At 74.0% G+C, this 20,754-nt stretch carries 23 protein-coding genes and 1 pseudogene; 10 read left to right on the top strand and 14 right to left on the bottom strand.

All coding sequences use genetic code 11. The features are described from left to right. Window positions 1-122 precede the first annotated feature (122 nt). The gene (locus tag ACPXCS_RS08590) at window positions 123-2,345 is read right to left on the bottom strand and encodes a DUF692 family multinuclear iron-containing protein (RefSeq protein WP_425944762.1); all 2,223 of its coding nucleotides are present in this window, start codon (window positions 2,343-2,345) and stop codon (window positions 123-125) included. A 180-nt stretch (window positions 2,346-2,525) separates the two neighbouring features. On the opposite strand from ACPXCS_RS08590, the gene ACPXCS_RS08585 reads away from it, so the two are divergent. Beyond that, complete coding sequence (locus ACPXCS_RS08585) at window positions 2,526-3,122, top strand: potassium channel family protein (RefSeq protein WP_425944761.1); 597 nt, start codon at window positions 2,526-2,528, stop codon at window positions 3,120-3,122. A 13-nt stretch (window positions 3,123-3,135) separates the two neighbouring features. On the opposite strand, the gene ACPXCS_RS08580 is transcribed toward ACPXCS_RS08585, so the two are convergent. The 4 genes from ACPXCS_RS08580 to ACPXCS_RS08565 all read right to left on the bottom strand — a co-directional run bounded on the left by ACPXCS_RS08580 (window position 3,136) and on the right by ACPXCS_RS08565 (window position 6,264). After that, entirely contained in the window at window positions 3,136-3,609 is a 474-nt protein-coding gene (locus ACPXCS_RS08580) for a DUF7144 family membrane protein (protein ID WP_425944760.1), read from the bottom strand. 70 nt (window positions 3,610-3,679) lie between these two features. Continuing rightward, the gene (locus ACPXCS_RS08575; protein WP_425944969.1) at window positions 3,680-4,420 is read right to left on the bottom strand and encodes a peptidyl-tRNA hydrolase; all 741 of its coding nucleotides are present in this window, start codon (window positions 4,418-4,420) and stop codon (window positions 3,680-3,682) included. A 103-nt stretch (window positions 4,421-4,523) separates the two neighbouring features. Beyond that, entirely contained in the window at window positions 4,524-4,703 is a 180-nt protein-coding gene (locus tag ACPXCS_RS08570) for a hypothetical protein (RefSeq protein ID WP_344533922.1), read from the bottom strand. Window positions 4,704-4,746: 43 nt separating this feature from the next. Beyond that, window positions 4,747-6,264, bottom strand: coding sequence for an FAD-dependent oxidoreductase (locus ACPXCS_RS08565; protein ID WP_425944759.1), 1,518 nt, complete (start codon window positions 6,262-6,264; stop codon window positions 4,747-4,749). 85 nt (window positions 6,265-6,349) lie between these two features. Here ACPXCS_RS08565 and ACPXCS_RS08560 point away from each other — a divergent pair, with 85 nt between their 5' ends. Together ACPXCS_RS08560 and ACPXCS_RS08555 are read left to right on the top strand one after the other, a co-directional pair. Further along, on the top strand, window positions 6,350-6,754 hold the full coding sequence (locus tag ACPXCS_RS08560) for an ArsR/SmtB family transcription factor (protein ID WP_425944758.1): 405 nt from the start codon (window positions 6,350-6,352) through the stop codon (window positions 6,752-6,754). Next, window positions 6,751-7,236: an SRPBCC family protein gene (locus ACPXCS_RS08555; RefSeq protein WP_425944757.1), complete on the top strand. Its 486-nt coding sequence runs from the start codon at window positions 6,751-6,753 to the stop codon at window positions 7,234-7,236. The genes ACPXCS_RS08560 and ACPXCS_RS08555 overlap by 4 nt, the downstream gene beginning before the upstream one ends. 105 nt (window positions 7,237-7,341) lie before the next feature. Here the strand turns inward: ACPXCS_RS08555 and ACPXCS_RS08550 are convergent, their stop codons facing one another. The 6 genes from ACPXCS_RS08550 to zapE form a co-directional block, all read right to left on the bottom strand. Continuing rightward, a complete protein-coding gene (locus ACPXCS_RS08550) occupies window positions 7,342-8,724 on the bottom strand; it encodes an alkaline phosphatase PhoX (protein WP_425944756.1) in 1,383 nt (460 codons plus the stop codon). 90 nt (window positions 8,725-8,814) lie between these two features. After that, window positions 8,815-9,675, bottom strand: a complete 861-nt coding sequence (locus ACPXCS_RS08545; protein ID WP_425944755.1) for a slipin family protein — start codon at window positions 9,673-9,675, stop codon at window positions 8,815-8,817. 154 nt (window positions 9,676-9,829) lie between these two features. Next, window positions 9,830-11,323 carry a SulP family inorganic anion transporter gene (locus tag ACPXCS_RS08540; RefSeq protein WP_425944754.1) on the bottom strand — a complete coding sequence of 498 codons (1,494 nt, stop codon included), beginning with the start codon at window positions 11,321-11,323 and terminating at the stop codon, window positions 9,830-9,832. Window positions 11,324-11,336: 13 nt separating this feature from the next. After that, the gene (locus ACPXCS_RS08535; protein WP_425944753.1) at window positions 11,337-11,918 is read right to left on the bottom strand and encodes a carbonic anhydrase; all 582 of its coding nucleotides are present in this window, start codon (window positions 11,916-11,918) and stop codon (window positions 11,337-11,339) included. A 77-nt stretch (window positions 11,919-11,995) separates the two neighbouring features. Continuing rightward, window positions 11,996-12,424, bottom strand: a complete 429-nt coding sequence (locus tag ACPXCS_RS08530) for a hypothetical protein (RefSeq protein WP_425944752.1) — start codon at window positions 12,422-12,424, stop codon at window positions 11,996-11,998. A 198-nt stretch (window positions 12,425-12,622) separates the two neighbouring features. Then, entirely contained in the window at window positions 12,623-13,720 is a 1,098-nt protein-coding gene (zapE, locus tag ACPXCS_RS08525; protein WP_425944751.1) for a cell division protein ZapE, read from the bottom strand. A gap of 37 nt (window positions 13,721-13,757) precedes the next feature. On the opposite strand from zapE, the gene ACPXCS_RS08520 reads away from it, so the two are divergent. The 4 genes from ACPXCS_RS08520 (at window position 13,758) to msrB (ending at window position 17,201) form a co-directional block, all read left to right on the top strand. Further along, the gene (locus tag ACPXCS_RS08520) at window positions 13,758-14,561 is read left to right on the top strand and encodes a pyrimidine reductase family protein (protein WP_425944750.1); all 804 of its coding nucleotides are present in this window, start codon (window positions 13,758-13,760) and stop codon (window positions 14,559-14,561) included. 253 nt (window positions 14,562-14,814) lie between these two features. Further along, entirely contained in the window at window positions 14,815-15,288 is a 474-nt protein-coding gene (locus tag ACPXCS_RS08515; RefSeq protein WP_425944749.1) for an indole-3-glycerol phosphate synthase, read from the top strand. Between the two features lie 99 nt (window positions 15,289-15,387). Beyond that, entirely contained in the window at window positions 15,388-16,779 is a 1,392-nt protein-coding gene (gene murC, locus ACPXCS_RS08510) for a UDP-N-acetylmuramate--L-alanine ligase (RefSeq protein WP_425944748.1), read from the top strand. Window positions 16,780-16,793: 14 nt separating this feature from the next. Continuing rightward, window positions 16,794-17,201, top strand: coding sequence for a peptide-methionine (R)-S-oxide reductase MsrB (msrB, locus tag ACPXCS_RS08505; RefSeq protein WP_425944747.1), 408 nt, complete (start codon window positions 16,794-16,796; stop codon window positions 17,199-17,201). 7 nt (window positions 17,202-17,208) lie between these two features. On the opposite strand, the gene ACPXCS_RS08500 is transcribed toward msrB, so the two are convergent. Further along, window positions 17,209-17,757, bottom strand: coding sequence for a hypothetical protein (locus tag ACPXCS_RS08500; protein ID WP_425944746.1), 549 nt, complete (start codon window positions 17,755-17,757; stop codon window positions 17,209-17,211). Next, window positions 17,757-17,954, bottom strand: a complete 198-nt coding sequence (locus ACPXCS_RS08495) for a hypothetical protein (protein WP_425944745.1) — start codon at window positions 17,952-17,954, stop codon at window positions 17,757-17,759. Before ACPXCS_RS08495 ends, ACPXCS_RS08500 begins: the two co-directional genes overlap by 1 nt. Between ACPXCS_RS08495 and ACPXCS_RS08490 the strand changes: the two are divergent. From ACPXCS_RS08490 to ACPXCS_RS08480, 3 genes and pseudogenes are all read left to right on the top strand, one after another. After that, window positions 17,881-18,264, top strand: a pseudogene (locus tag ACPXCS_RS08490) (hypothetical protein); the annotation flags it as partial. The gene ACPXCS_RS08495 and the pseudogene ACPXCS_RS08490 overlap by 74 nt on opposite strands. Window positions 18,265-18,436: 172 nt before the next feature. Beyond that, window positions 18,437-18,568 carry a hypothetical protein gene (locus ACPXCS_RS08485; protein WP_425944744.1) on the top strand — a complete coding sequence of 44 codons (132 nt, stop codon included), beginning with the start codon at window positions 18,437-18,439 and terminating at the stop codon, window positions 18,566-18,568. 108 nt (window positions 18,569-18,676) lie between these two features. Next, window positions 18,677-19,615 carry a Dyp-type peroxidase gene (locus tag ACPXCS_RS08480; RefSeq protein WP_425944743.1) on the top strand — a complete coding sequence of 313 codons (939 nt, stop codon included), beginning with the start codon at window positions 18,677-18,679 and terminating at the stop codon, window positions 19,613-19,615. Window positions 19,616-19,631: 16 nt separating this feature from the next. Here the strand turns inward: ACPXCS_RS08480 and ACPXCS_RS08475 are convergent, their stop codons facing one another. Next, window positions 19,632-20,630 carry a lysylphosphatidylglycerol synthase transmembrane domain-containing protein gene (locus ACPXCS_RS08475; protein ID WP_425944968.1) on the bottom strand — a complete coding sequence of 333 codons (999 nt, stop codon included), beginning with the start codon at window positions 20,628-20,630 and terminating at the stop codon, window positions 19,632-19,634. Window positions 20,631-20,754: the final 124 nt, after the last annotated feature.

Raw genomic sequence — 20,754 nt, 5'->3', positions numbered from 1 at the left:
AGGGGCGAAGAGTTGGGTAAGGGGCAGAGTGGGGCGAATGGGCGGATGGCGACCAGGCGGGCAGGCGAGTGGGTGGACGTAAGTCCCGCCGCGAGGACTCCCGAGAGGATCGTCGACGCGCCTCAGCGCCGGAGCAGGGCCTTGCGCGTCGCGCGGGCCAGCCGGTGGACGGGCCGCCCGGAGCGCGGTGTGGGACCCGAGCGCTCCAGCCACCAGTCCTTCAGCTCCCGCCGGGCCCGCGCGTTGCGGGGCCGGCCGGCCGTGAGCAGGTGCTCGGCGAAGGTGAGGGCGTCGCGCCGGTAGCCGGCGGTCATGGGCTGCGTCTGGGCGTAGCCGAGGAAGGCCGGGCGGTACTCCTCGCCCAGGATGACGGGCAGTTCGGGCGCGACTTTCGCGACGACGTCCGCCCGCTTCGCCGCGAGCGCCCGGGCCTGCACGCCGATCCGCACCCGGTCGAACCCCTCGGGCACGGGCGTCCCCGCGACGAGCGCGGACAACAGGGCAGCCTGCGCAAGCCCGAGCCGCTGCCGGGTTCCGTCACTGGCGTGCCCGGTCTGCTGCCGGGTTTCGTCACTGGCGTGCCCGGTCTGCTGCCGGGTTTCGTCACTGGCGTGCTTGGAGGAGTGGGCGGCCGACTCGGGCGGTGCGGCCTTGTCACCGGCGTCCGCGAACTGCTGCGTGGCCTCGCCGCTGGCGCCCGCGGTCCGTTGTGGGGCCGCTTCACCGGCGTGCCCGGGCTGCTGCCGGGTCTCGTCACTGGCGTGCCTGAGCCGCCGCGGGGCCGCTTCGGCGGCGCGACCGGGCTGCTGCGCGGTCTCGTCGCCGGCGTGCCCGAGCTGCTGCGGGACCGCAGCGTGCCCGAGCTGCTGCGGGGCCACTTCGCCAGCGGGCCCGGGCCGCTGCCGCGTCTCCTCGCAGGCCTCGGCCACCTTCCGGGCGCCACCGAGCCCTCGCGTCTCCTGGGCTTCTCGGCCCTCCCGGCCCTCCCGGCCCTCCCGGCCCTCCCGGCCCTCCCGGCCCTCCCGGCCCTCCCGGCCCTCCCGGCCCTCCCGGATCTCCCGGATCTCCCGGATCTCCCGGATCTCCCGGATCTCCGGGGTCTCCGGGGTCTCCCGGGTCTCCCGGGCGTCGACCACCTGCCGGGCCCCGCCCGTGCCCCCGCGTGGACGCCGGGCCTCGGCGGCCTCCCCGGGGTGGGGCGGGCCGAAGGCGCCCCGTGTCGCCTCGGCCGCCCCCGTCTCATCGGCCCGCCGCGAGGCGGTCGTCCCCGCGCTGGGCGGACCTGGTGCTCCGGCCGCGGTCGAGCCCGCACCGGGCGGCTCCACCGCCCCGGTCGCGGTCGTCCCAGCCCCGGGCGGCTCGACCGCCCCGGCTGCGGTCGTGCCCGCCCCGGGCGACTCCGCCGCCCCGACCCCGGCCGTCCCGGTCCCGGCCGCCCCGGCCCCGGGCGGCTCCGCCACCCCGGCCGCGGTCGCCGCTGGCCGGCCCGCCGGGCGCACCCGGGTCTTCACCCGTTCCACCGCGCCCGCCTGCACGGCCCGCCGGATCGCGGAGAGTTCGGCCCGCAGTTCCGCCGGTTCCGGGAAGTTCTCGTCCCGTTCCAGCAGGACACCCGGCGGGCTGACGCGGGACGCCAGGTCGGTCAGGATGTCGAGGACCGGCCGCGGCACCGGGTGGGCGTGGCTGTCGTGCCAGACGCCGTCGCGTACCAAGCCGCCCGCGACATGGACGTAGGCGATGGCCTCCAGCGGCAGCTCCGCCAGGGCCTTCGCGGGGTCCTCGCCCCGGTTGACGTGGTTGGTGTGCAGGTTGGCCACGTCGATCAGGAGCCGCACCCCCGTGCGCTCGGCCAGCTCGTACAGGAACTGGCCCTCCGTCATCTCCTCGGCCGGCCAGGAGATCAGCGCCGCGATGTTCTCCACCGCCAGCGGCACCGGCAGCGCGTCCTGCGCGATCCGCACGTTCTCGCACAGCACGTCCAGGGCGTCCCGGGTCCGGGGGACGGGCAGCAGGTGGCCCGCCTCCAGCCGCGGGGACGCCGTCAGGGCACCGCCCGCCCGTACGAACGCGATGTGCTCGGTGACCAGCGGCGAGCGCAGCGCCTCCACCCGCTCGGCCAGCGCCGCCAGCCGGCCCTCGTCGGGCCGCTCCGCGCCCCCGAGGCCCAGCGAGACACCGTGCGGCACCACGGTGACGCCGCGCTCGCGCAGCCGCAGCAGCGAGTCGGGCAGGTGCCCGGGGCAGATGTTCTCGGCCACGGCCTCGACCCAGTCGATCCCCGGCATGCGCTCCACGGCGTCCGCGATCTCCGGCCGCCACCCGATGCCCGTCCCCAGTCGCTCCATCGTCCCCTCCTCCACCCGGCCCCGGTCCCCGAACGTGTGGGGGGTATGGCCCAGCCGCCCGCCGCCGAACCCCGCACGGGCCGCCTTCAGAGCAACATTTGAGGTTCGCCGGGTGCCGCCCCTCCCACCGACGGAGTCCCCGGGCTCGCGCCGCACCCCGAAGCGTCGTAGACCGGACCCATGCGCGAAGGCAGCGAGCAGGCGCACCGCCCCGCGCGGAAGCGGCCGGGGAGGCCGGGGAGGCCGGGGAGGCCGGGGAGGGTCCCGGCCTCCGCCCGTGTGCTGCGGGCCCTTCCCGGCGCCCTGGTGGTGGCCGTCGCAACGGCCTACTTCCTGCTGCCCCTGGAGGGGCTCGGCGCGGACCGCCCGTGGCTGGGCTGGCCGCTGTTCGGGCTGTGCCTGGGGATCGTGGCCGCGCTGCTGCTGCGCCAGGTGGGCGATGTGGTGCGGGAGCGGCCGCACACCCGCCCGGGCCTGATGATCGGGCTGCTGATGTGCCTCGCCGTGCTGGTCTTCTCCGCCGGCTACTACGCCCTCGCCCAGCAGCCGGGCCAGTTCACCGGTCTGCGCACTCGCGTGGACGCGCTGTACTTCACCGTCGTCACGCTCGCGACCGTCGGCTACGGCGACATCACCCCGAGCGGGCAGGAGGCCCGTCTGGTGGCGGTCGGGCAGATCCTCTACACGTTCGTCTTCCTCACGGCGGTGGCGACCGCGCTGACCCGTCGGCTGCACACGGTGGTCGCCGAGCGGGACCGCCGCCCGCCGCCCTCCTGAACCCGGGTGGGCCCTAGACCACCCGGGTGGAGCGGTAGTTGAACACCGACCACAGGACGAACAGGCCGGTCACGATCATGATGATCGACCAGAACGGCTGGTACGGCAGCCACATGAAGTTCGCGATCAGCGCCAGGCCGACCACGACCGCGCCCACGATCCGGGCCCAGGTGGCGCCGGTGAACAGGCCGAACCCGGCCGCCACCACGAGCACGCCGACGATCAGGTGGATCCAGCCCCACGCGGTCAGGTCGAACTCGAAGACGTAGTCGCCGAAGCTCGTGTACACCTCGTCGTCGGCGATCGCCGCGATGCCCTGCAGGACCGCGAAGAGACCGTAGACGACCATCAGGGTGCCGCCGAGGGCGAGACCCCCGGACGCCCACGCGTCGGCGGAACCGTCACCGGAACCGCGTGGGCCGCCCCCGCCGGGCATCCGGTCGTCGGGCGCGGGAGGGGCGGGGGGAGGGGGCGCGGCGCTGGACATGGCTGCCTCCTGGGTCGGGGGTGTCTGGTAACCCCACTGGAGCACCCGTCCGCGCTCGCCGCGCCCGCGGCTACTCCGAACGGGTGGACGCGGGTCCGGTGCCGTCGTGCGGCTCCCGGCGCAGCGCCGGGTGGTCCGCGACGACCGTGCAGGAGCCGGGCGCGATCTCCGTGAACCCGGCGTCGCGGACCAACGGCAGTCCGCTCGCGGTCAGTTCGGGCCAGCGGGCCGGGTCGGCCGTGCGGACCGCGAGCGGGAAGCCCGCGTCCCGCCAGGCGGCGCGCTCCGCGTCGGACAGCTCCCACCAGGCCAGCTGGGCGGCGTGCCCGGCCTGGGCCATCGCCTTGCCGGCGGACATGCCGAGCCCGGGGTTGAGCCAGAGCACGGGGGCGGCCGGGCCGGCGTCCACCGGGGGCTCGGGGTCGTCCAGGTCGGTGCCGGAGACCTGGAGCCGGGCCAGGTCCTTGGGCCAGCCGTCCAGCGGCACGGGCGGGAAGACCCGCACCTCGGCCGACTTGCCGGTGACCGTGATGCCGGGCAGGGCCTCGGCCCGCCGCCACTCGGCGCCGCGCGCCCGGCGCACCACCTTGCGGATCCGGGCGTCCTGCCAGTCCGACATGGCCTGCGCCCACGCGCCGTCGCCGGCCGACCGCTCGTCGGCCAGGATCGTCAGCACGGCCCGCGCGGCCGTCTCCAGCGCGTCGGTGCGCGCCGGCGGGTCCGCCCGCTCGATCCGCACGACCAGCGGCAGCACGAACTGCGGTGCGGCGTCGCGCGCGGAGGGGTCGGACCGGAAGGGGCTGTCGTTCACGGGCGTCGGGTGTTCGCTCACGCATCCCAGTGTGCCAGCCGGAAGATCGCGGCAGCCCGGCCCGGGCAGCCGCCCGCCGCGGCCGCCGCCCATCTCCCGCCCGTCACCCCGAGCAGGCCGTGCGCTGGGCCTCCTGCCACTCGCAGACCGGGCAGAGCGTGATGCCCTTGTACGACTCCGGGTACTCCGTCGGCTCCCGGCACAGCACGCACTCCGCGTACGGCGGGCCCTCCGCCCGGGGCGGCCTGGCCGCGTCGATCAGGCAGTAGTCGTCCTCGCTCATGTCTTCAGCGTAGGCCGGTCGGTGCCGTCCGCCCACGGCCCGCTCAGATGTCCCGCCGTTCCAGCGGCTTGGTCGCCGGGCCCTGGATCACCTTGCCGTCCGTGTCGAAGCGGGAGCCGTGGCAGGGGCACTCCCAGGCCCGCTCGGCGGCGTTGAAGTCGACCAGGCAGCCGAGGTGGGTGCAGCGGGCGGAGAAGGCGTGCAGGGCTCCGTCGTCGTCCCGGTAGACGGCGAGCCGGTGGCCGCCGGCCCGGACCACGGCCCCCTCACCGGGCGGCAGGGACTCCACCGGCGGCGAGGGCCGCAGCCGGTCGCCCACGAAGTGCCCGGCCACCTTGGCCTGCGTCTTGAGGAACGACGGCGCCTCCCGCAGGGCCGGCTTCACCCGGCGCGGGTCGTACAGCCCGCTCCACTCGCACTCCTCGCCGGTGATCTGCGCGGCGAGCAGACGGCCCGCCATGATGCCGCCGGTCATGCCCCAGCCGCCGAACCCGGTGGCCACGTAGGAGTGCCGGGCACCCGGGTGCAGCAGGCCGACCATGGGCACGGTGTCGGTGGCCGTGTTGTCCTGCGTGGCCCAGCGGTGCGTGACCTCCAGGCCGGGGAAGTTCCCGGTGGCCCAGGAGGTGAGGCGTTCGAAACGCTCCCGGGTGTCGCCCGTGCCCGGCGTGAAGTGCTCACCGGTGACGATGAGCAGGCGCCGGTCCGCGTCGTAGGGGGCCGTGCGCACCGAGCGGGTGTTCTCGTCGGGCGTGATGAACATGCCGCCGGGGTCCCGGTCCGCGGGGACGGGCCCGGCGACGACCAGTTCGCGCTTCGGTGTCAGCCGGGCGAACAGCAGCGCCCGGTCGAAGATCGGGTAGTGCGTGGCGACGACCACGTCCCGGGCGCGGACCGTCGCCCCGGTCGCGGTCGACAGCCGGCAGGGCGTTCCCTCGTCGAGACCGAGGACGGTGGTGTCCTCGTAGATCCGGCCGCCGCCCTCGACCAGGTCGGCGGCGAGTGCCAGCAGGTACTTGCGCGGGTGGAACTGGGCCTGCCCGGTGACCCGGACCGCGCCCGCCACCTCGAAGGGCAGCCCGGTCTCCGTCACGAACTCGGCGGGCAGCCCGGCCTCGGCGGCCGCCCGGGCCTCGGCCCGCAGTTCCTCCACCTTGCCGGGGTCGCGGGCGTAGGTGTAGGCGCTCCTGGCCTCCCAGTCGCAGTCGATGCCGAGCTCCGCCGCGATCCCCGCCGCGCGCTCGATCGCCTCGGACTGGGACCGGGCGTACAGGCGCGCGCCCTCGGGGCCGCGGGTGCGGCGCAGTTTGTCGTAGACGAGGGAGTGCAGGGCGGTCACCTTGGCGGTGGTGTGCCCGGTGACGCCGGCGGCGACCCGGCCCGCCTCCAGCACCGCCACACTCCGCCCGGCCCGTGTCAGCTCCCACGCCGTGCACAGTCCGGCGATCCCGGCACCGATCACCGCCACGTCGACGTCCAGGTCCTCCGCCAGCGCCGGATGGCGGCCCTCCGGTGCCGTCTCGAGCCAGTAGGAGCTGCTGACCTGCTGCTTCTCGCTCATGGGGCACCGAGTACCCCGGCGTGCCCGTGTCAGTGCCGGGCCCGTCGCTTTACAGACGGAGCAGGCGGGACTAATGTACAACCAAATGGTTGTAGATGAGATGGGCGACGAGACGGTGGACCGGCTGTTCCACGCCCTGGCCGACACCACGCGCCGGGACATACTGCGCCGCTGCGTGCGCGGGGAGCTGTCGGTGTCCCGGCTCGCCGAGGCCTATCCGATGAGCTTCGCGGCCGTCCAGAAGCACGTGGCGGTGCTGGAGCGGGCGGGGCTGGTCACCAAGCAGCGCAGCGGACGGGAGCAGCTCGTGCGCACCGATCCCGACGCGGTGGGCCGCGCGCGCCAGGCGCTCGACGCGCTCGAGTCGGCGTGGCGCGGGCGGGTGGACCGGATGGCCCGCCTGCTCGCCGAGGACCCCGGCACCGGGGAGCCCCGCGGCGGGCCGTCCGCAACCCGAGACGACGACACGACGGAAGGGCCCGACAGATGAGTGTCACCAGTGTCGACAAGGACCTCGACCACCTGACCCTGACCCTGGTCGCCGACTTCGCCGCCCCCGTGGAGCGGGTGTGGCGGCTGTGGGCCGATCCCCGGCAGCTGGAGCGCTGGTGGGGCCCGCCGGCCTACCCGGCGACCGTGGAGCAGCACGACCTCACTCCCGGAGGCGAGGTCACCTACTTCATGACCGGCCCGGAGGGCGACCGGCACCGCGGCTGGTGGCGGATCACCTCCGTCACCGAGCCGACGGCCCTGGAGTTCACCGACGGCTTCGCCGACGACGACGGAAAGCCCAAGGACGACATGCCGACCATGTCCGTGTCGGTCCGGCTCGGCGAGCACGAGGGCGGCACCCGCATGGAGATGCGCTCCCTGTTCGACTCACGCGAGCAGATGGAGCAGCTGATCACCATGGGCATGGAGGAGGGCCTCCGGGAGGCCGTCGGCCAGATCGACGCCCTGCTGGCCGCCTGACCGACCCGTCCCGGTCCTGACCGACCCGTCCCGGTCCCGGCCGGACCGGGCGGGCGGCTCGCCGGCCGGGTGCCCCGGGGCCCCGGCCGGCGGGTGTGCGGGCGGCTATCCGCGCCAGGGGCCGGTCACCGCGAACGTGGTGCCGGGGGCGTAGCAGTTGACGTACATCGTGTCGCCGTCGGGTGAGAAGGTCACCCCGGCGAACTCGCCCCACTCCGGCTCCTCGGGGCTGCCGATGTTCTGGCGGTTGCGGGCCATCGCGTAGACCTCGCCGCGCCTGGTCACGCCGTAGACGTGCTGGGCGCCGTTGCCGTCCTCGCAGACCATCAGGCCGCCGCCGGCCGCCAGGCAGATGTTGTCCGGCGACTCGCCCGGCAGCTGCACGTCGGTGTCCGGTCCGAACACGACGACCAGGGTCAGCCGGCGCCGCTGCGGGTCGTAGCGCCAGACCTGGCCGTAGTGGTCGGCCGCCGAACCGTCGCCGGTGCGCGCGAAGGACGACACGAAGTACACCGACCGGCCGCCCCAGTAGCAGCCCTCCAGCTTCTGCGCGTGCGTGATGCCCCCGCGCCCGAAGTCCTGCAGCCGGATCGGTGTCTGCGCGGCCTGCGGATCGGGGACGTCCACCCACGTGACGCCGTCGAACGCGGCACCGGTCTCCTGGACCATGGACAGGTCGGGCACCCCCGGCACCCGCATGGCCTGCAGCCGCCCGCCCGCGCGCAGCGAACCCCGGCCGCCCAGCGGCCGGTCCGGCAGGAAGCGGTAGAACAGGCCGAAGGGCTTCTCGAAGGCGTCCTCGGTCTCGTAGACCACACCGCGCGCCGGGTCCACGGCGATCGCCTCGTGCTGGAAGCGGCCCATCGCGGTCAGCGGGACGGCCCCGGTGCGGCGCGGGTCCACCGGGTCGACCTCGAAGATGAAGCCGTGGTCCTTGGCGTAGCCGTTGGTGCCCGCCTTGTCCTCGGTCTCCTCGCAGGTCAGCCAGGTGCCCCAGGGAGTGGGTCCGCCCGCGCAGTTGACGGCCGTGCCGGCGATCGCGACGCGCTCGGACAGCACCCGGTTGCGGGAGTCCAGCGTCAGGGCCGTACAGCCGCCCTTGCCGGCCGGGTCGTAGGTGAGGCCCTCGATCGCCGGCACCGGGATCCTGCCGGTGTGGCGGTTCTCGTGGTTGCGGACCAGGTGGACCCGGCCGCCTCTGCCCTCGAAGGCCGCCATGCCGTCGTGGTTGGAGGGGACCGGGCCCTCGCCCGAGCGCAGCGGGTCGCCCTCACGGGAGAGGATCCGGTAGCGGAAACCTTCCGGCAGATCGAGCAGGCCCCGCGGATCGGGAACGAGGGGGCCGTAGCCGGTGCGGCCGAGGGGCTGGGCGGCGGCGGTGCCGGCGAAGAGTTCGGACAGGGCGCCGGAGAACGCGATCCCGATGCCCAGGGCACCCGTCGTGGCGAGCACCTGACGTCGAGTGGCGGTAGGACCGGATTCGGTCATGGGACAACCTTCCTGCTGGCGGACAGGGACGGTGATCCCGCTGTGTCTACCACCTGGTGCCGGTGGCGGGAACCACGCGCGTAGCGCGCGTCACCGCTCCACCGTGTGCCGCAACTCCTCCATGGCCTGTTGCGCCCGCTCCGTGCGGTCGAGGGCCTGTTCCACCGGGGCCCGCGCGCCCTGACCGCCCGCCTCGTGGCCCCGTTCCAGGAAGCGGAGCAGCTCCACCGGGATGGGCAGCACCAGCGTGGAGTTCTTCTCGGCCGCCACGGCCATCACGGTCTGCAGCAGCCGCAGCTGCAGTGCCGAGGGCGTCTCGGCCATCTGCTCGGCGGCCTGGGACAGCTTCTTCGCCGCCTGGTACTCGGCGTCGGCGTTGATCAGCCGGGCCCGCCGCTCCCGGTCGGCCTCGGCCTGGCGGGCCATGGAGCGCTTCATGGTGTCCGGCAGGGAGACGTCCTTGATCTCGACGCGGTCGATGGTCACGCCCCACTCCACCGCCGGGCTGTCGATCATCAGCTCCAGGCCCTGGTTGAGCTTCTCCCGGTTGGACAGCAGGTCGTCCAGCTCGCTCTTGCCGATGATCGAGCGCAGGGAGGTCTGCGCCATCTGGGAGACGGCGAAACGGTAGTCCTCGACGTTGACGACCGCGGCCGCCGGGTCCACGACCTTGAAGTACACCACCGCGTCCACCCGCACGGTCACGTTGTCGCGGGTGATGCCCTCCTGGGCGGGGACGGGCATGGTCACGATCTGCAGATTGACCTTGCGCATCCGGTCCACCGCCGGGACGACCAGGGTGAAACCGGGCCGGCGCACGTCCCCGTGCAGACGCCCGAGCCGGAAGACCACCCCGCGTTCGTACTGCTTGACGACCCGCGCGGCCGCCGCCAGATACACCAGGCCGCCGGCGGCGACCGCCGCCACCGCCCCGATCAGCTCCTCGACCATGCCGACCTCCCCGCTCAGAGGCCCCGTTCCGGGTGTTTCTGTCACGATATGCCGGGTTCAGGGGTCGGGGCCATGCCCGGGCGGTCCGGGCCGGACGCACGTGGTCCGGGGCGCGCGGTCGGCGCGCCCCGGACCGGGATCCGGCGGTGCCCGGCTAGGCCGCCGTGACCTTCTCGCTGCGCGGTGACGCCTCGGTCTCCGTGACCTTCACCGGCTCCGTGCCCGTCGCGCTGTGGCGTTCGGCCCAGTTCTCCAGGGCCGTGCGGCAGGCGTGGTCGAGGTGGTGCAGACCCGACAGGTTCAGCTCCACCGGGCGGTCCTGGGGCAGGGCCTCCAGACTGTCCATGATCTTCGGCAGCCGCAGGAAGGTCGCGTTGCCCGCCAGGTACACCTGGATCGGGCCGGCACCCTTGTCGATGACCTCCAGCTTGACGTGCGAGGCCTCCCAGGCGGTCTTCACCACCGACAGGGCCAGACCGATGAGCACACCCTCGAACATGTTCACCGCGACGATCGACACGGCCGTGACGACGAGGATCAGCGCCTCACCCTGGTGGGTCCGCCACAGCGCCGTGATCTGCCGGAACGGGATCAGCTTCCAGCCGGCGTGCACCAGGATGCCGGCCAGGGCGGGGATCGGGATCAGCGCCAGGGCCCAGGGCATCGCGGCGGCGAACAGCAGCAGCCACACGCCGTGCATCACCCGCGACGCCTTGGTCCGGGCGCCCGCGTTCACGTTGGCGGAGCTGCGCACGATGACCGCGGTCATCGGCAGCGCGCCCAGCAGACCGCACAGGGTGTTGCCCGCGCCCTGGGCGATCATCTCCTTGTTGTACTCGGTGCGCGGGCCGTTGTGCAGCCGGTCCACGGCCGCCGCGCTGAACAGGCTCTCGGCGGAGGCGATCAGCGCGAAGGCGATGATCGTGCCCCAGATCGCGGGGCTCGCCAGCTCGCCGAAGGCCTCGGACCCGGGCACCTGGACGACGCCGAGCAGGCCCTCCACCTGGACGGTGGCGACGGGCAGATCGAAGGCCAGCGCGGTGACCGTGGCCAGCACGACCGCGGCGAGGGCGCCGGGCACGGTCCGCACCGCCTTCGGCATCCTCGTCCACAGCACGATGACGGCGATGGTGCCCGCGCCGATGGCGAGGGAGGTCAGGGCCCTGGTGCTGCCGAACGCGTCGGTGAACGCCCCGGGCAGGCCGGCGATCTTGCCGAGGCCGGAATCCGGTGCCTTCAGGCCCGCCGCGGCGTAGATCTGACCGGCGATGATCACCAGTCCGATGCCGCAGAGCATGCCCTCGACGACCGAGACGGATATCGCCCGGAACCAGCGGCCTATGCCGAGGAAGCCCATCGCGAGCTGGAGCAGCCCGGCGAACAGCACGATCACGCCGAGCGTGCCCACGCCGAACTCGCTGACCGCCTCGAAGACCAGCACGGTGAGGCCCGCTGCGGGCCCGGACACCTGCAGGCTGCTGCCGCGCATCATCCCGGTGACGATGCCGCCGACGATGCCGGTGATGAGACCCAGCTCGGCGGGCACGCCGGAGGCGACCGCCACGCCGACGCACAGCGGCACCGCGACCAGGAAGACGACGATGGAGGCGAGGAAGTCCTGCCTCAGATAAGGGAACTTGGACAGCATGTCACCGGCCCCCTCAGAGCGTCTCGAACGTGTCGGACTCCGCGCGGTGTTCCCGCACGACGCCGGTGTGGACCTCGTAGTACCAGCCGTGCAGCTGCAGTTCGCCCGCTTCGAGGCGCTGTGCGACGCACGGGTAGGACCGCAGCCGCAGCAACTGCGTCAGCACGTGGTGCTGTACGGCCTCGGCGACCGTCGGGTCGGCGGGGTCGGAGCACCGGGGCTCGTCCGCCGCGTGCGCGAGCCAGTCGCGGACGGCGGGAACGGCCGCGAGGTCGTCGTGGCGCACCACCGCGCCGACGGCGCCGCAGTGGGAATGGCCGCACACCACGACGTGCTGGACGCCGAGCACCTGTACGGCGTACTCGATGGTGGCCGCCTCGCCGGTGGGGGTGGCGGAGGCGTAGGGGGGCACCACGTTGCCCGCGGTGCGCAGCTCGAAGAGCTCGCCGGGGCGGGCGCCCGTGATCAGGGCCGGGACGACCCGGGAGTCGGAGCAGGTGATGAACAGGACGTCGGGGGACTGGCCCTCGGCGAGGCGGGCGAACTCCTCAGGGCGCTGTCCGAACTTGCGGGCGTTGTCGATGAGGGGCTGCATGTGTGTGACTCCTCCTGGCGCGCAGTGGGGGCGCGTCGGACGGGCATGACAGAGGTGGGGGGGTGCTGCTCTGCTGCTCAGCAGCGGAAGACCTGCAGTGCTGCCGGTGTGTGCGACGCCGAGGATCTCGACGTGCGGTGGTGCGCGGTGCCGTTGCCGGACGGTTCGTGCGCCGTCGGCCGGGTGTGCCTCGGCAGCGGCCGATCGGGCGCGGAGGGCGCCGAATCGGCGGCGTGGGACCGGTCGCGGGTGCGCAGGGGACCGGTCGGGTCCCCGTGGTGCCCGGCGCGGCAGGTGGCGATCTCGTCGCGCAGCGCCTTGACGGAGAGCGTGACTCCGGGGCGCGAGGCCGTACCGGAGGGATTGGTTCCGGGCTGAGCCTTGGCCTCTGCGTGACTCGGCGTGTGCGCGGTTGCGAAGGAAGCCGCCGGTGCGAAGAACTGGAGGGCGAGCAGGACGGCGGCGAGGAGCGAAACCGCGGTCCGTGCCGTCGTACCTCGATGCATGCGCCCCCCTTCAGCTGTTTCACGCGTCTAGCGCGGACCAACAGTTGGTCAACGGCTGGTCAAGAAACACGTTAACCCTGCAAAGTCATTTGCAGGGTTAACTTAACGTTTCGAGCTGAAGAGAGCCTGAAAACCGTGGGTGGGCTGGCCGGAACCAGCCCTTCCCGTACGGCTGTTGAGGCGATATTGAGGTGGTGGCTACCGCGCGTTCGCCAGCGTGGCCGCGTCGCGCGCCAGGGCGGTGAGCCGGGAGATGGCCCGGAAGTACTTCTTGCGGTAGCCGCCGTTGAGCATCTCGTCGCTGAACAGCTGGTCGAACGGCACGCCCGAGGCCATCACGGGCACCTCGCGGTCGTAGAGCCGGTCCGCCAGGACGACCAGCCTGAGGGCGGTCGACTGGTCGGGAACGGGCCGCACGCCGGTGAGGCACACCGCCTCGATCCCGTCCGTCAGAGCGCCGTACCGGCTCGGGTGCACCCGGGCCAGGTGGTCCAGGAGGGGCGAGAACGCGTCGAGTGAGGCGCCCGCGGTGGCGTGCGCCGTGGCGGTGACCTGTTCGTCGGAGAACGGCGGCGGCGCCTCGGGCAGGCCCCGGTGGCGGTAGTCCTCACCGTCGATGCGCAGCGCGCGGAAGTGCGCCGACAGACCCTGGATCTCGCGCAGGAAGTCGGCCGCGGCGAAGCGGCCCTCGCCGAGCTTGCCCGGCAGCGTGTTGGAGGTGGCGGCGAGGGCGACGCCCGCGTCGACGAGCTTGCCGAGCAGCGTGGAGACCAGGACCGTGTCGCCCGGGTCGTCGAGTTCGAACTCGTCGATGCAGAGCAGACGGTGACCGGACAGCGTCCGGACGGTCTCCTGGAAGCCGAGGGCGCCGACCAGGTTGGTCAGCTCCACGAACGTGCCGAACGCCTTCAGGGCGGGCTCGGCCGGGGTGGCGTGCCACAGGGAGGCCAGCAGGTGCGTCTTGCCGACGCCGTAGCCGCCGTCCAGGTAGACGCCGCGCGGGCCGGTGGGGGCCTTCCTCGCCGGTCTGCCGAACCCGAACAGCCGCCGCCTGCCGGAGTCGCCCTCCCCGCCCAGGCCGGCCGCGAAGCCCTCCAGGGCGCGCACGGCCTCGGTCTGGCTGGGCTGGTTCGGGTCCGGTATGTACGTGCTGAACCGCACGGAGTCGAACCGCGGCGGCGGAACCATCTCGGCGACCAGCCGGTCCGCGGGCACGTGCGGCTCACGGGCGCACAGCGACAGCGGGGCCGGGTCGGTCACGGGGCCGGTTCCGGAAGGGGCGGGGGAAGAGGACACGGTTCACCATGCTACGGCGCGTGGAACACTGCACGGCATGCGACGCCTGTTCCCTGTGACCGATGAAACAGCAGCTCCGGCCCCGGACGGCCGGTCCGGCGAGGGCGCCGGAGGGGAGTGGGGCCTGGCCGAGCTGGCCGCCGCGTACGCCTATCCCGAGCCCGGCCCCGAGGGGCCGGTGCCGTATCTGCGGGCGAACATGGTGTCCACGCTGGACGGCGCCGCCCAGCACGACGGACGCTCGCAGCCCATCTCCAGCGCGGCCGACATGCGCGTCTTCGGCACGCTGCGGGCGCTGGCCGACGTCGTGGTCGTGGGGGCGGAGACCGTCCGGCGCGAGGGCTACCGCCCCGCCCGCGCGCGGGCCGACTTCGCCGCGATGCGGGAGGCGGCCGGGCAGGCCCCGGCGCCCGCGATCGCGGTGGTCACCGCAAGCCTGGACCTCGACTTCTCGCTGCCGCTGTTCACCTCGCCCCTGGTGCCCACCCTGATCCTCACCGGTGCCGCGGCCGCCCCGGACCGCGTCGCCGCCGCCGCGGAGGCCGGGGCGCGCGTGGTGACGGCCGGGGACGGCATGGGCGTGGACCCCGTCCGGGCCGTGGCGGCCCTGGGCGAACTCGGCCACACCCGCCTGCTGACCGAGGGCGGTCCCCGGCTGCTGGGACAGATGGTGGCGGCCGGCGCCCTCGACGAGCTGTGCCTGACCGTCTCCCCGATGCTCACCGCGGGCGACGCGCAGCGCATCGCCGGCGGACCGGCCGTCACCGTCCCGCAGCGCTTCGCGCTGCTGTCGATGCTGGAGGAGGACGGTTTCCTGTTCACGCGGTACGGGCGGGCCTGACGTACTGAACCGCCGGACTCGGGGTACAAGGGGTCGGCCGGCCGGTGCATCCGGACGGCCGGTGCGACCGGAAGAGGACGTCGGTGGCTCTCCGGTTCCGCTCACCGACGGCATATGCCGTTGCGCTCGGGTTCCGGAAGGCACACTGGATCCGGCAGTACCCGTGCGTACACGGGCAGGATGGTTCACGCAGGGCCCGGCACGGCCCACGCAGGAGTGGGGCCTGAGGCCCCCGGAGCAGAAGGGGCGCCTGGTGTTCACTAGCGTTTTGATGATCGAGAAGGCCCTGACGTCCGCCGACGTGGAGTTCGTCACGACCTTGCACGGGGAGGAGGAGGTCTCCTTCCAGGTGCTGCTGCAGCCGCGCGGCGAGCAGGCGGACCGGCTGCTGCGGGCCATCGACGACGTGGCGCTCGGTGAACTCGACGAGGCCGTTCGGGAAGGCGAGACGCCGGAGGGCGAGGAGGCCCTGAGCGTGGGGCAGCGCGCCCTGGAGGTCTCCCTCACCGCGCTGCGGGCCTCGGGCAGCACGGCGCAGGGGCGGCTGATCGAGGACCACCCGCTGGACGCGCTGAAGTCCCTGGTCGAGGAGGTCGGGGCCGACGAGGTCATCGTGCTGACCGACCCGCACTACGTGGAGGAGTTCTTCCACCGGGACTGGGCCTCGCGGGCCCGGCACAAGGTCGGGGTGCCGGTGCTGAAGCTGTTCTCGCACAGCAAGGCCTAGGCGTGTCCGGCCCGGGCCGCGAGCGGTGTCGGCACCGGTGAACGCTTCGGCATAGGCTGTGCCGCTGAACGTTCCGCGCACACGCACAGGGAGACACGCATGGCACCCGGCCTTCCCACCGCCATGGACCGACCGCACTTCATCGGGATCGGTGGGGCCGGGATGTCGGGGATCGCGAAGATCCTCGCCCAGCGCGGGGCCGTCGTCGCGGGCAGCGACGCCAAGGAGTCGGCCACGGCCGAGGCGCTGCGGGAGCTCGGCGTGACCGTGCACATCGGGCACGCCGCCGAACACCTGGCCGCCGACGCCAGCTGCGTGGTCGTGTCCTCGGCGATCCGGCGGGACAACCCCGAGCTGGCCCGCGCGGCCGAGCTGGGCATCCCCGTCGTGCACCGCTCCGACGCGCTGGCCGCCCTGATGGACGGGCTGCGCCCGATCGCGGTCGCCGGCACGCACGGCAAGACGACGACCACCTCGATGCTCGCCGTGTCCCTGGGCGAGCTGGGCCTGCAGCCCTCCTACGCCATCGGCGGCGACCTGGACGCACCCGGCTCCAACGCGCTGCACGGCGAGGGCGAGATCTTCGTCGCCGAGGCCGACGAGTCGGACCGCAGCTTCCACACGTACGCGCCCGAGGTCGCGATCATCCTCAACGTCGAGCTCGACCACCACGCCAACTACGCGTCGATGGACGAGATCTACGAGTCGTTCGAGACGTTCGTGGACCGGATCACCGAGGGCGGCACGCTGGTGATCGCCGCCGACCACGAGGGTGCGCGGGAGCTGACCCGGCGGGTCGCCGGACGCGGCGTGCGGGTGGTGACCTACGGCGAGTCCGAGGACGCCGCCGTGCGCATCCTGTCGGTCGTGCCGCAGGGGCTGAAGAGCGAGGTCACCGTGGTGCTGGAGGGCCGGGAGCTGACCTTCGCGGTCTCCGTGCCCGGCCGGCACTACGCGCACAACGCGGTCGCCGCGCTGGCGGCCGGCGTGGCGCTCGGCGTCCCCGCGGCCGAGCTGGCCCGGGCGCTCGGGGCGTACACCGGCGTGAAGCGGCGGCTGCAGCTGAAGGGCGAGGCGGCCGGTGTGCAGGTCGTCGACTCCTACGCCCACCACCCCACCGAGATGACCGCCGACCTGGAGGCCATGCGCTCGGCGGCGGGGGAGTCGCGGATCCTGGTCGTCTTCCAGCCGCACCTGTTCTCGCGGACGCAGGAGCTCGGCAAGGAGATGGGGCAGTCGCTGGCCCTCGCGGACGCCTCGGTCGTCCTGGACATCTACCCGGCCCGCGAGGACCCGATCCCCGGCGTGACCAGTGAGCTGATCATCGAGGCGGCCCGGGCCGCGGGCGCGGACGTGACGCCGGTGCACGACGCCGCGGACGTCCCCTCCGTCGTCGCGGGAATGGCGAAGCCCGGTGATCTCGTTCTCACCATGGGAGCGGGCGACGTCACCGACCTCGGCCCGCGGATCCTGGACCGTCTGTCGAACTGAGGGGCTGGAGGCTCATGCCGTACGACGTCGAGAAGCCGGACGAGCAGTGGCGCGCGGAGCTGAGCCCGGGCGAATACGCGGTGCTGCGCCAGGCGGCCACGGAGCCCGCCTTCACCGGTGAGTACACCGACACCAAGACGCAGGGCGTCTACTCCTGCCGTGCCTGCGGAGCGGAGCTGTTCACCTCGGACACCAAGTTCGAGTCGCACTGCGGCTGGCCGTCCTTCTTCGACCCGAAGGACACCGACGCGGTGGAGCTGGTCGAGGACCGTTCGCACGGCATGGTGCGGACCGAGGTGCGGTGCGCCCGCTGCGGCTCGCACCTCGGGCACGTCTTCGAGGGCGAGGGGTACCCCACGCCCACGGACCAGCGGTACTGCATCAACAGCATCTCCCTGCGGCTGACGCCCGACGCGGGCTGAGCGGCGCTCAGCGGATACGGCACTCCTTCCGGGTGAGGGGCGTCGTGTCCCCGGCGGTGCGGCGGCACACCACGCGGGGCGTGGAGGTGCCGTCGCCGTCTTGGCTGACCTCCTTCAGGACGATGCTGTGCCCGGTGCGGTCGCCGTAGAGCGGGGCGCCGGTGAAGTCGATGACGCCGGTGGCCATGCCCACGATCTTGACGTTGCGCAGGTTCACCCAGGTCGAGGCGCGGCTCTGGGGCCGGTCGTCGCGGGTGGCCGCCCAGAACAGGGCGCGGGTCGCGTCGTGCGCCAGGGCCGTCTGGCCGCTGGCCAGGGCCGGGCTGTCGTGGCGCAGCCGCCGGCCCGCCAGGCCGGGCAGGTACGTGGCGGCGTCCTGGTAGAAGGCCGTGTCGGCGGCGGCCTTCTCCAGCTCGGCGAGGGCCGCGTGGTACAGCGTGACCTTCGGCGCCACGGACTGTCCGCCCACGCTGAAGTCGGCCTTGGACAGGTCGTCGCCGGTGAGGATGGCCAGGGGCGTCCCGGCGCAGCCGGGCTCGGTGCCCAGCTGGGTCATCAGCGGATCGACGTCCTCCACCCGGCCGGCGAAGGGGCGACTCGGCCGGTCGACGCGGTGAGCAGGGCGCGGTAGTTGCCCAGGGTGAAGGGGTCCGGGACGAGCTCCGGCGGGTGGCCGAAGATGTCGCCGCGCGGTGGGGAGAGCGGCACCGGGCGGCGCATCGGCTGGGGCGCCCGCCAGGAGGTCGACTTCACCCACCCGGCGTTCCGCTTCCACGCCGAGCGCGTCATCCGCTACGGCGACACCGAGGCCCGGGCCCGCACCGGCCTCCAGCCGGGCCGGCCGGCCGAGGCGGCCGGGGTGACGTACGACGAATTCAGCAACCTGCGCGAGCCGCTGCCCGTCACCGGTACGAACGCGCTCCCCCTGCCGCCGGGCGCGCACGCCCTGCACTGGGCGGACGGACTGCGGCCCCGGGGCGCCGAGACGCTGGCGGCGTACACCCACCCGCACTTCGGCCGCTGGCCCGCCGCCACCACGCACAGCCACGGCGCCGGGCGCGTCACCTACGTCGGCACCGTGCCCGACCCGGTCTTCGCCCGCGCCCTGTTCGAGCGGTACGCCCCCGACGGCGCCCGGCGCCCGGCGCCCCGCGCACCCGAGCGTCACGGCCACCTCGGCCACCGCGCGGGACGGCCGCCGGCTGCGCTTCCTGCACAACTGGTCCTGGCAGGAGGTGTCCGTACCGGTGCCCGCCGCCCTGCGGGACGTGCTGTCGCAGGCCCTGCACCCGGACGCCGTGCCGCTCGGGCCCTGGGACGTGAAGGTGCTGCGCGAGGAGTCCGGCACGCAACCGCCCTTCGGGTGAGGGGAGTTCCGCCCGCCCGTTCGCTGGGCATCGTGTCAGGGGCGTGGGCCGCGCCGCCCCGGAGGGGGAGCGGGCGGGCCGTACCGGCCGGCGAAGGGATGGGAAGCCATGACGTCACCGCTGCCCTCGGGAGAGACGCTGCCGCAACCGCTGCTGCATCCGCCGGCCTCGGTCGCGGTGTTCCTGGTCGCCACGATCGAACCCGGTGGGGAGGCCGCCGTACGGGAGGTGCTGGGCTCCCTCGCGGGCCTGGTGCGCTCCGTCGGCTTCCCCAGCCCCGACGGCGGGCTGGGCTGCGTCGCCGGGGTCGGATCACGGGCCTGGGGCCGGGTGTTCGGCGGCCCGCGGCCCGCCGCACTGCACCCGTTCCGCGAACTGGCCGGGCCCCGGCACCACGCCCCGGCCACCCCGGGCGACCTGTTCTTCCACCTCAAGGCCGCCCGCACCGACCTGTGTTTCGCCCTCGCCGCGGAGATCCTGCGGCGGCTGCGCGGGGCGGTCACCGTGCGGGACGAGACGCAGGCGTTCTCCTCCTTCGACTCGCGCAACCTCCTCGGCTTCGTCGACGGCACCGAGAACCCCGTCGGCCGGGCGGCGGCCGACGCGGCGCTGGTCGGTGACGAGGACCCCGGCTTCCGGGGCGGCGCCTACGCGCTCGTGCAGAAGTACCTGCACGACGTGGACGCCTGGGAGGCCCTCGCCGTCGAGGCGCAGGAGAAGATCATCGGCCGCACCAAGCTCACCAACCTCGAACTCGACGCGCCCGGCTCCCACAAGGACGTCAACACCCTCCTCGGACCGGACGGCTCCGAGCAGAAGATACTGCGCTCGGCGATGCCGTTCGGCAGGCCCGGGCACGGGGAGTTCGGCACGTACTTCGTGGCCTACGCCCGCACACCCGAGATACCCGAGACGATGCTGCGCAAGATGTTCCTGGGCGGGCCGGGCGCCGGCCCCGACCCGCTGCTGGACTACGCGCGGGCGGTCACCGGCAGCCTGTTCTTCGTGCCGCCGGCCGCCTTCCTGGAGGCCCTGCCGCACGACTGAGCCCCGGTCGCGGACCTCAGAGCACCTTGCGGTGCACCAGCGCCGACAGCACGAGGGCGCCCGGCAGCATCGGAAGCCACACCGTCAGGACGCGGTAGCCGATCACGGTGGCCGTGGCCGTGCCCACGGGTGCGCCGAACGCGGCCATCGTGAGGACGAGCGCCGCGTCCACGGGGCCGATCCCGCCCGGCGCCGGCACGGCCCCGGCCGCGGTGCCGGCCACCAGCAGCGCGAGGACCACCTGCGCCCAGGACAGCGGCAGCCCGAGCGAGAAACCGACGGTGGCGATCACGCTGCCCTGCAGCAGCGGGGTCGCGGCCGCCCCGCCCCACAGGGCGAGCACGCGGCCGGGCCGGGTGTGCAGCGCGCGGGCGTCGGTCACAGCGGTGCGCAGGAGACCGAGGACGGGCCGGCGCACGGCCCGTACGGTCATCAGCGTCAGCGCGGTCGCGGCGAGGACGGCCACCGCCCCGGCCGCCGTCAGCAGGGTGCTGTCGCCGGGCAGGAGCGCTGCGAGCCGCGGCACGTGCGGGAACGCCGGCAGGAACGCCACCAGCACCAGCGCCCTGGCGACCGGCTTGACCAGGGAGTACAGCGCGAGCGAAGCGGTGGCCCGGGCGAGCGGCACACCCTGGCGCCGCAGGAAGCGCAGGGTGACGGCGTGCGCGCCGAGCCCCGCGGGCAGCACCTGGTTCGCGGCACCGGCGGCGAACTGCGACGCCACCAGCAGCCCGGGCGGCAGCCGCTCCGGCAGCGCGCCCTGCCGGGCACAGGCGGCGGCGACCCAGGTCAGGCAGGTGAGCAGCGAGGCGGCGAGCAGCCACCGCGGGTCGGCGGACGCCAGGCGGGCGACGCCCGCGGCGGCGGCCCGCCGGTCGGTCACCGCCCACGCCCCGACGAGCAGCATCGGCAGCAGGACCAGGGCGGGCCGGACGAACCGGGCGGCGGCGGGGGAGCGCCGGGCCGGGGTGACGGGGCAGGATGCGGCGGGGAGTGTTCCGAGCAGCTGGGACACGGCGTACGTCGTCCTTCCGGCGTCCCGCCCGGGGACAGGGCGGACGGATGCAGGGCGAGGCAGGGGACGGCCGAAACGTGCCCGGCCGGCGTGACGCCACGGTGTCCGGCAGAGGACGGGAGCG

The organism is Streptomyces sp. DT190, from assembly GCF_049846985.1.
Lineage (GTDB): Bacteria > Actinomycetota > Actinomycetes > Streptomycetales > Streptomycetaceae > Streptomyces.
This window is presented reverse-complemented; position numbering and strand designations above follow the sequence as displayed.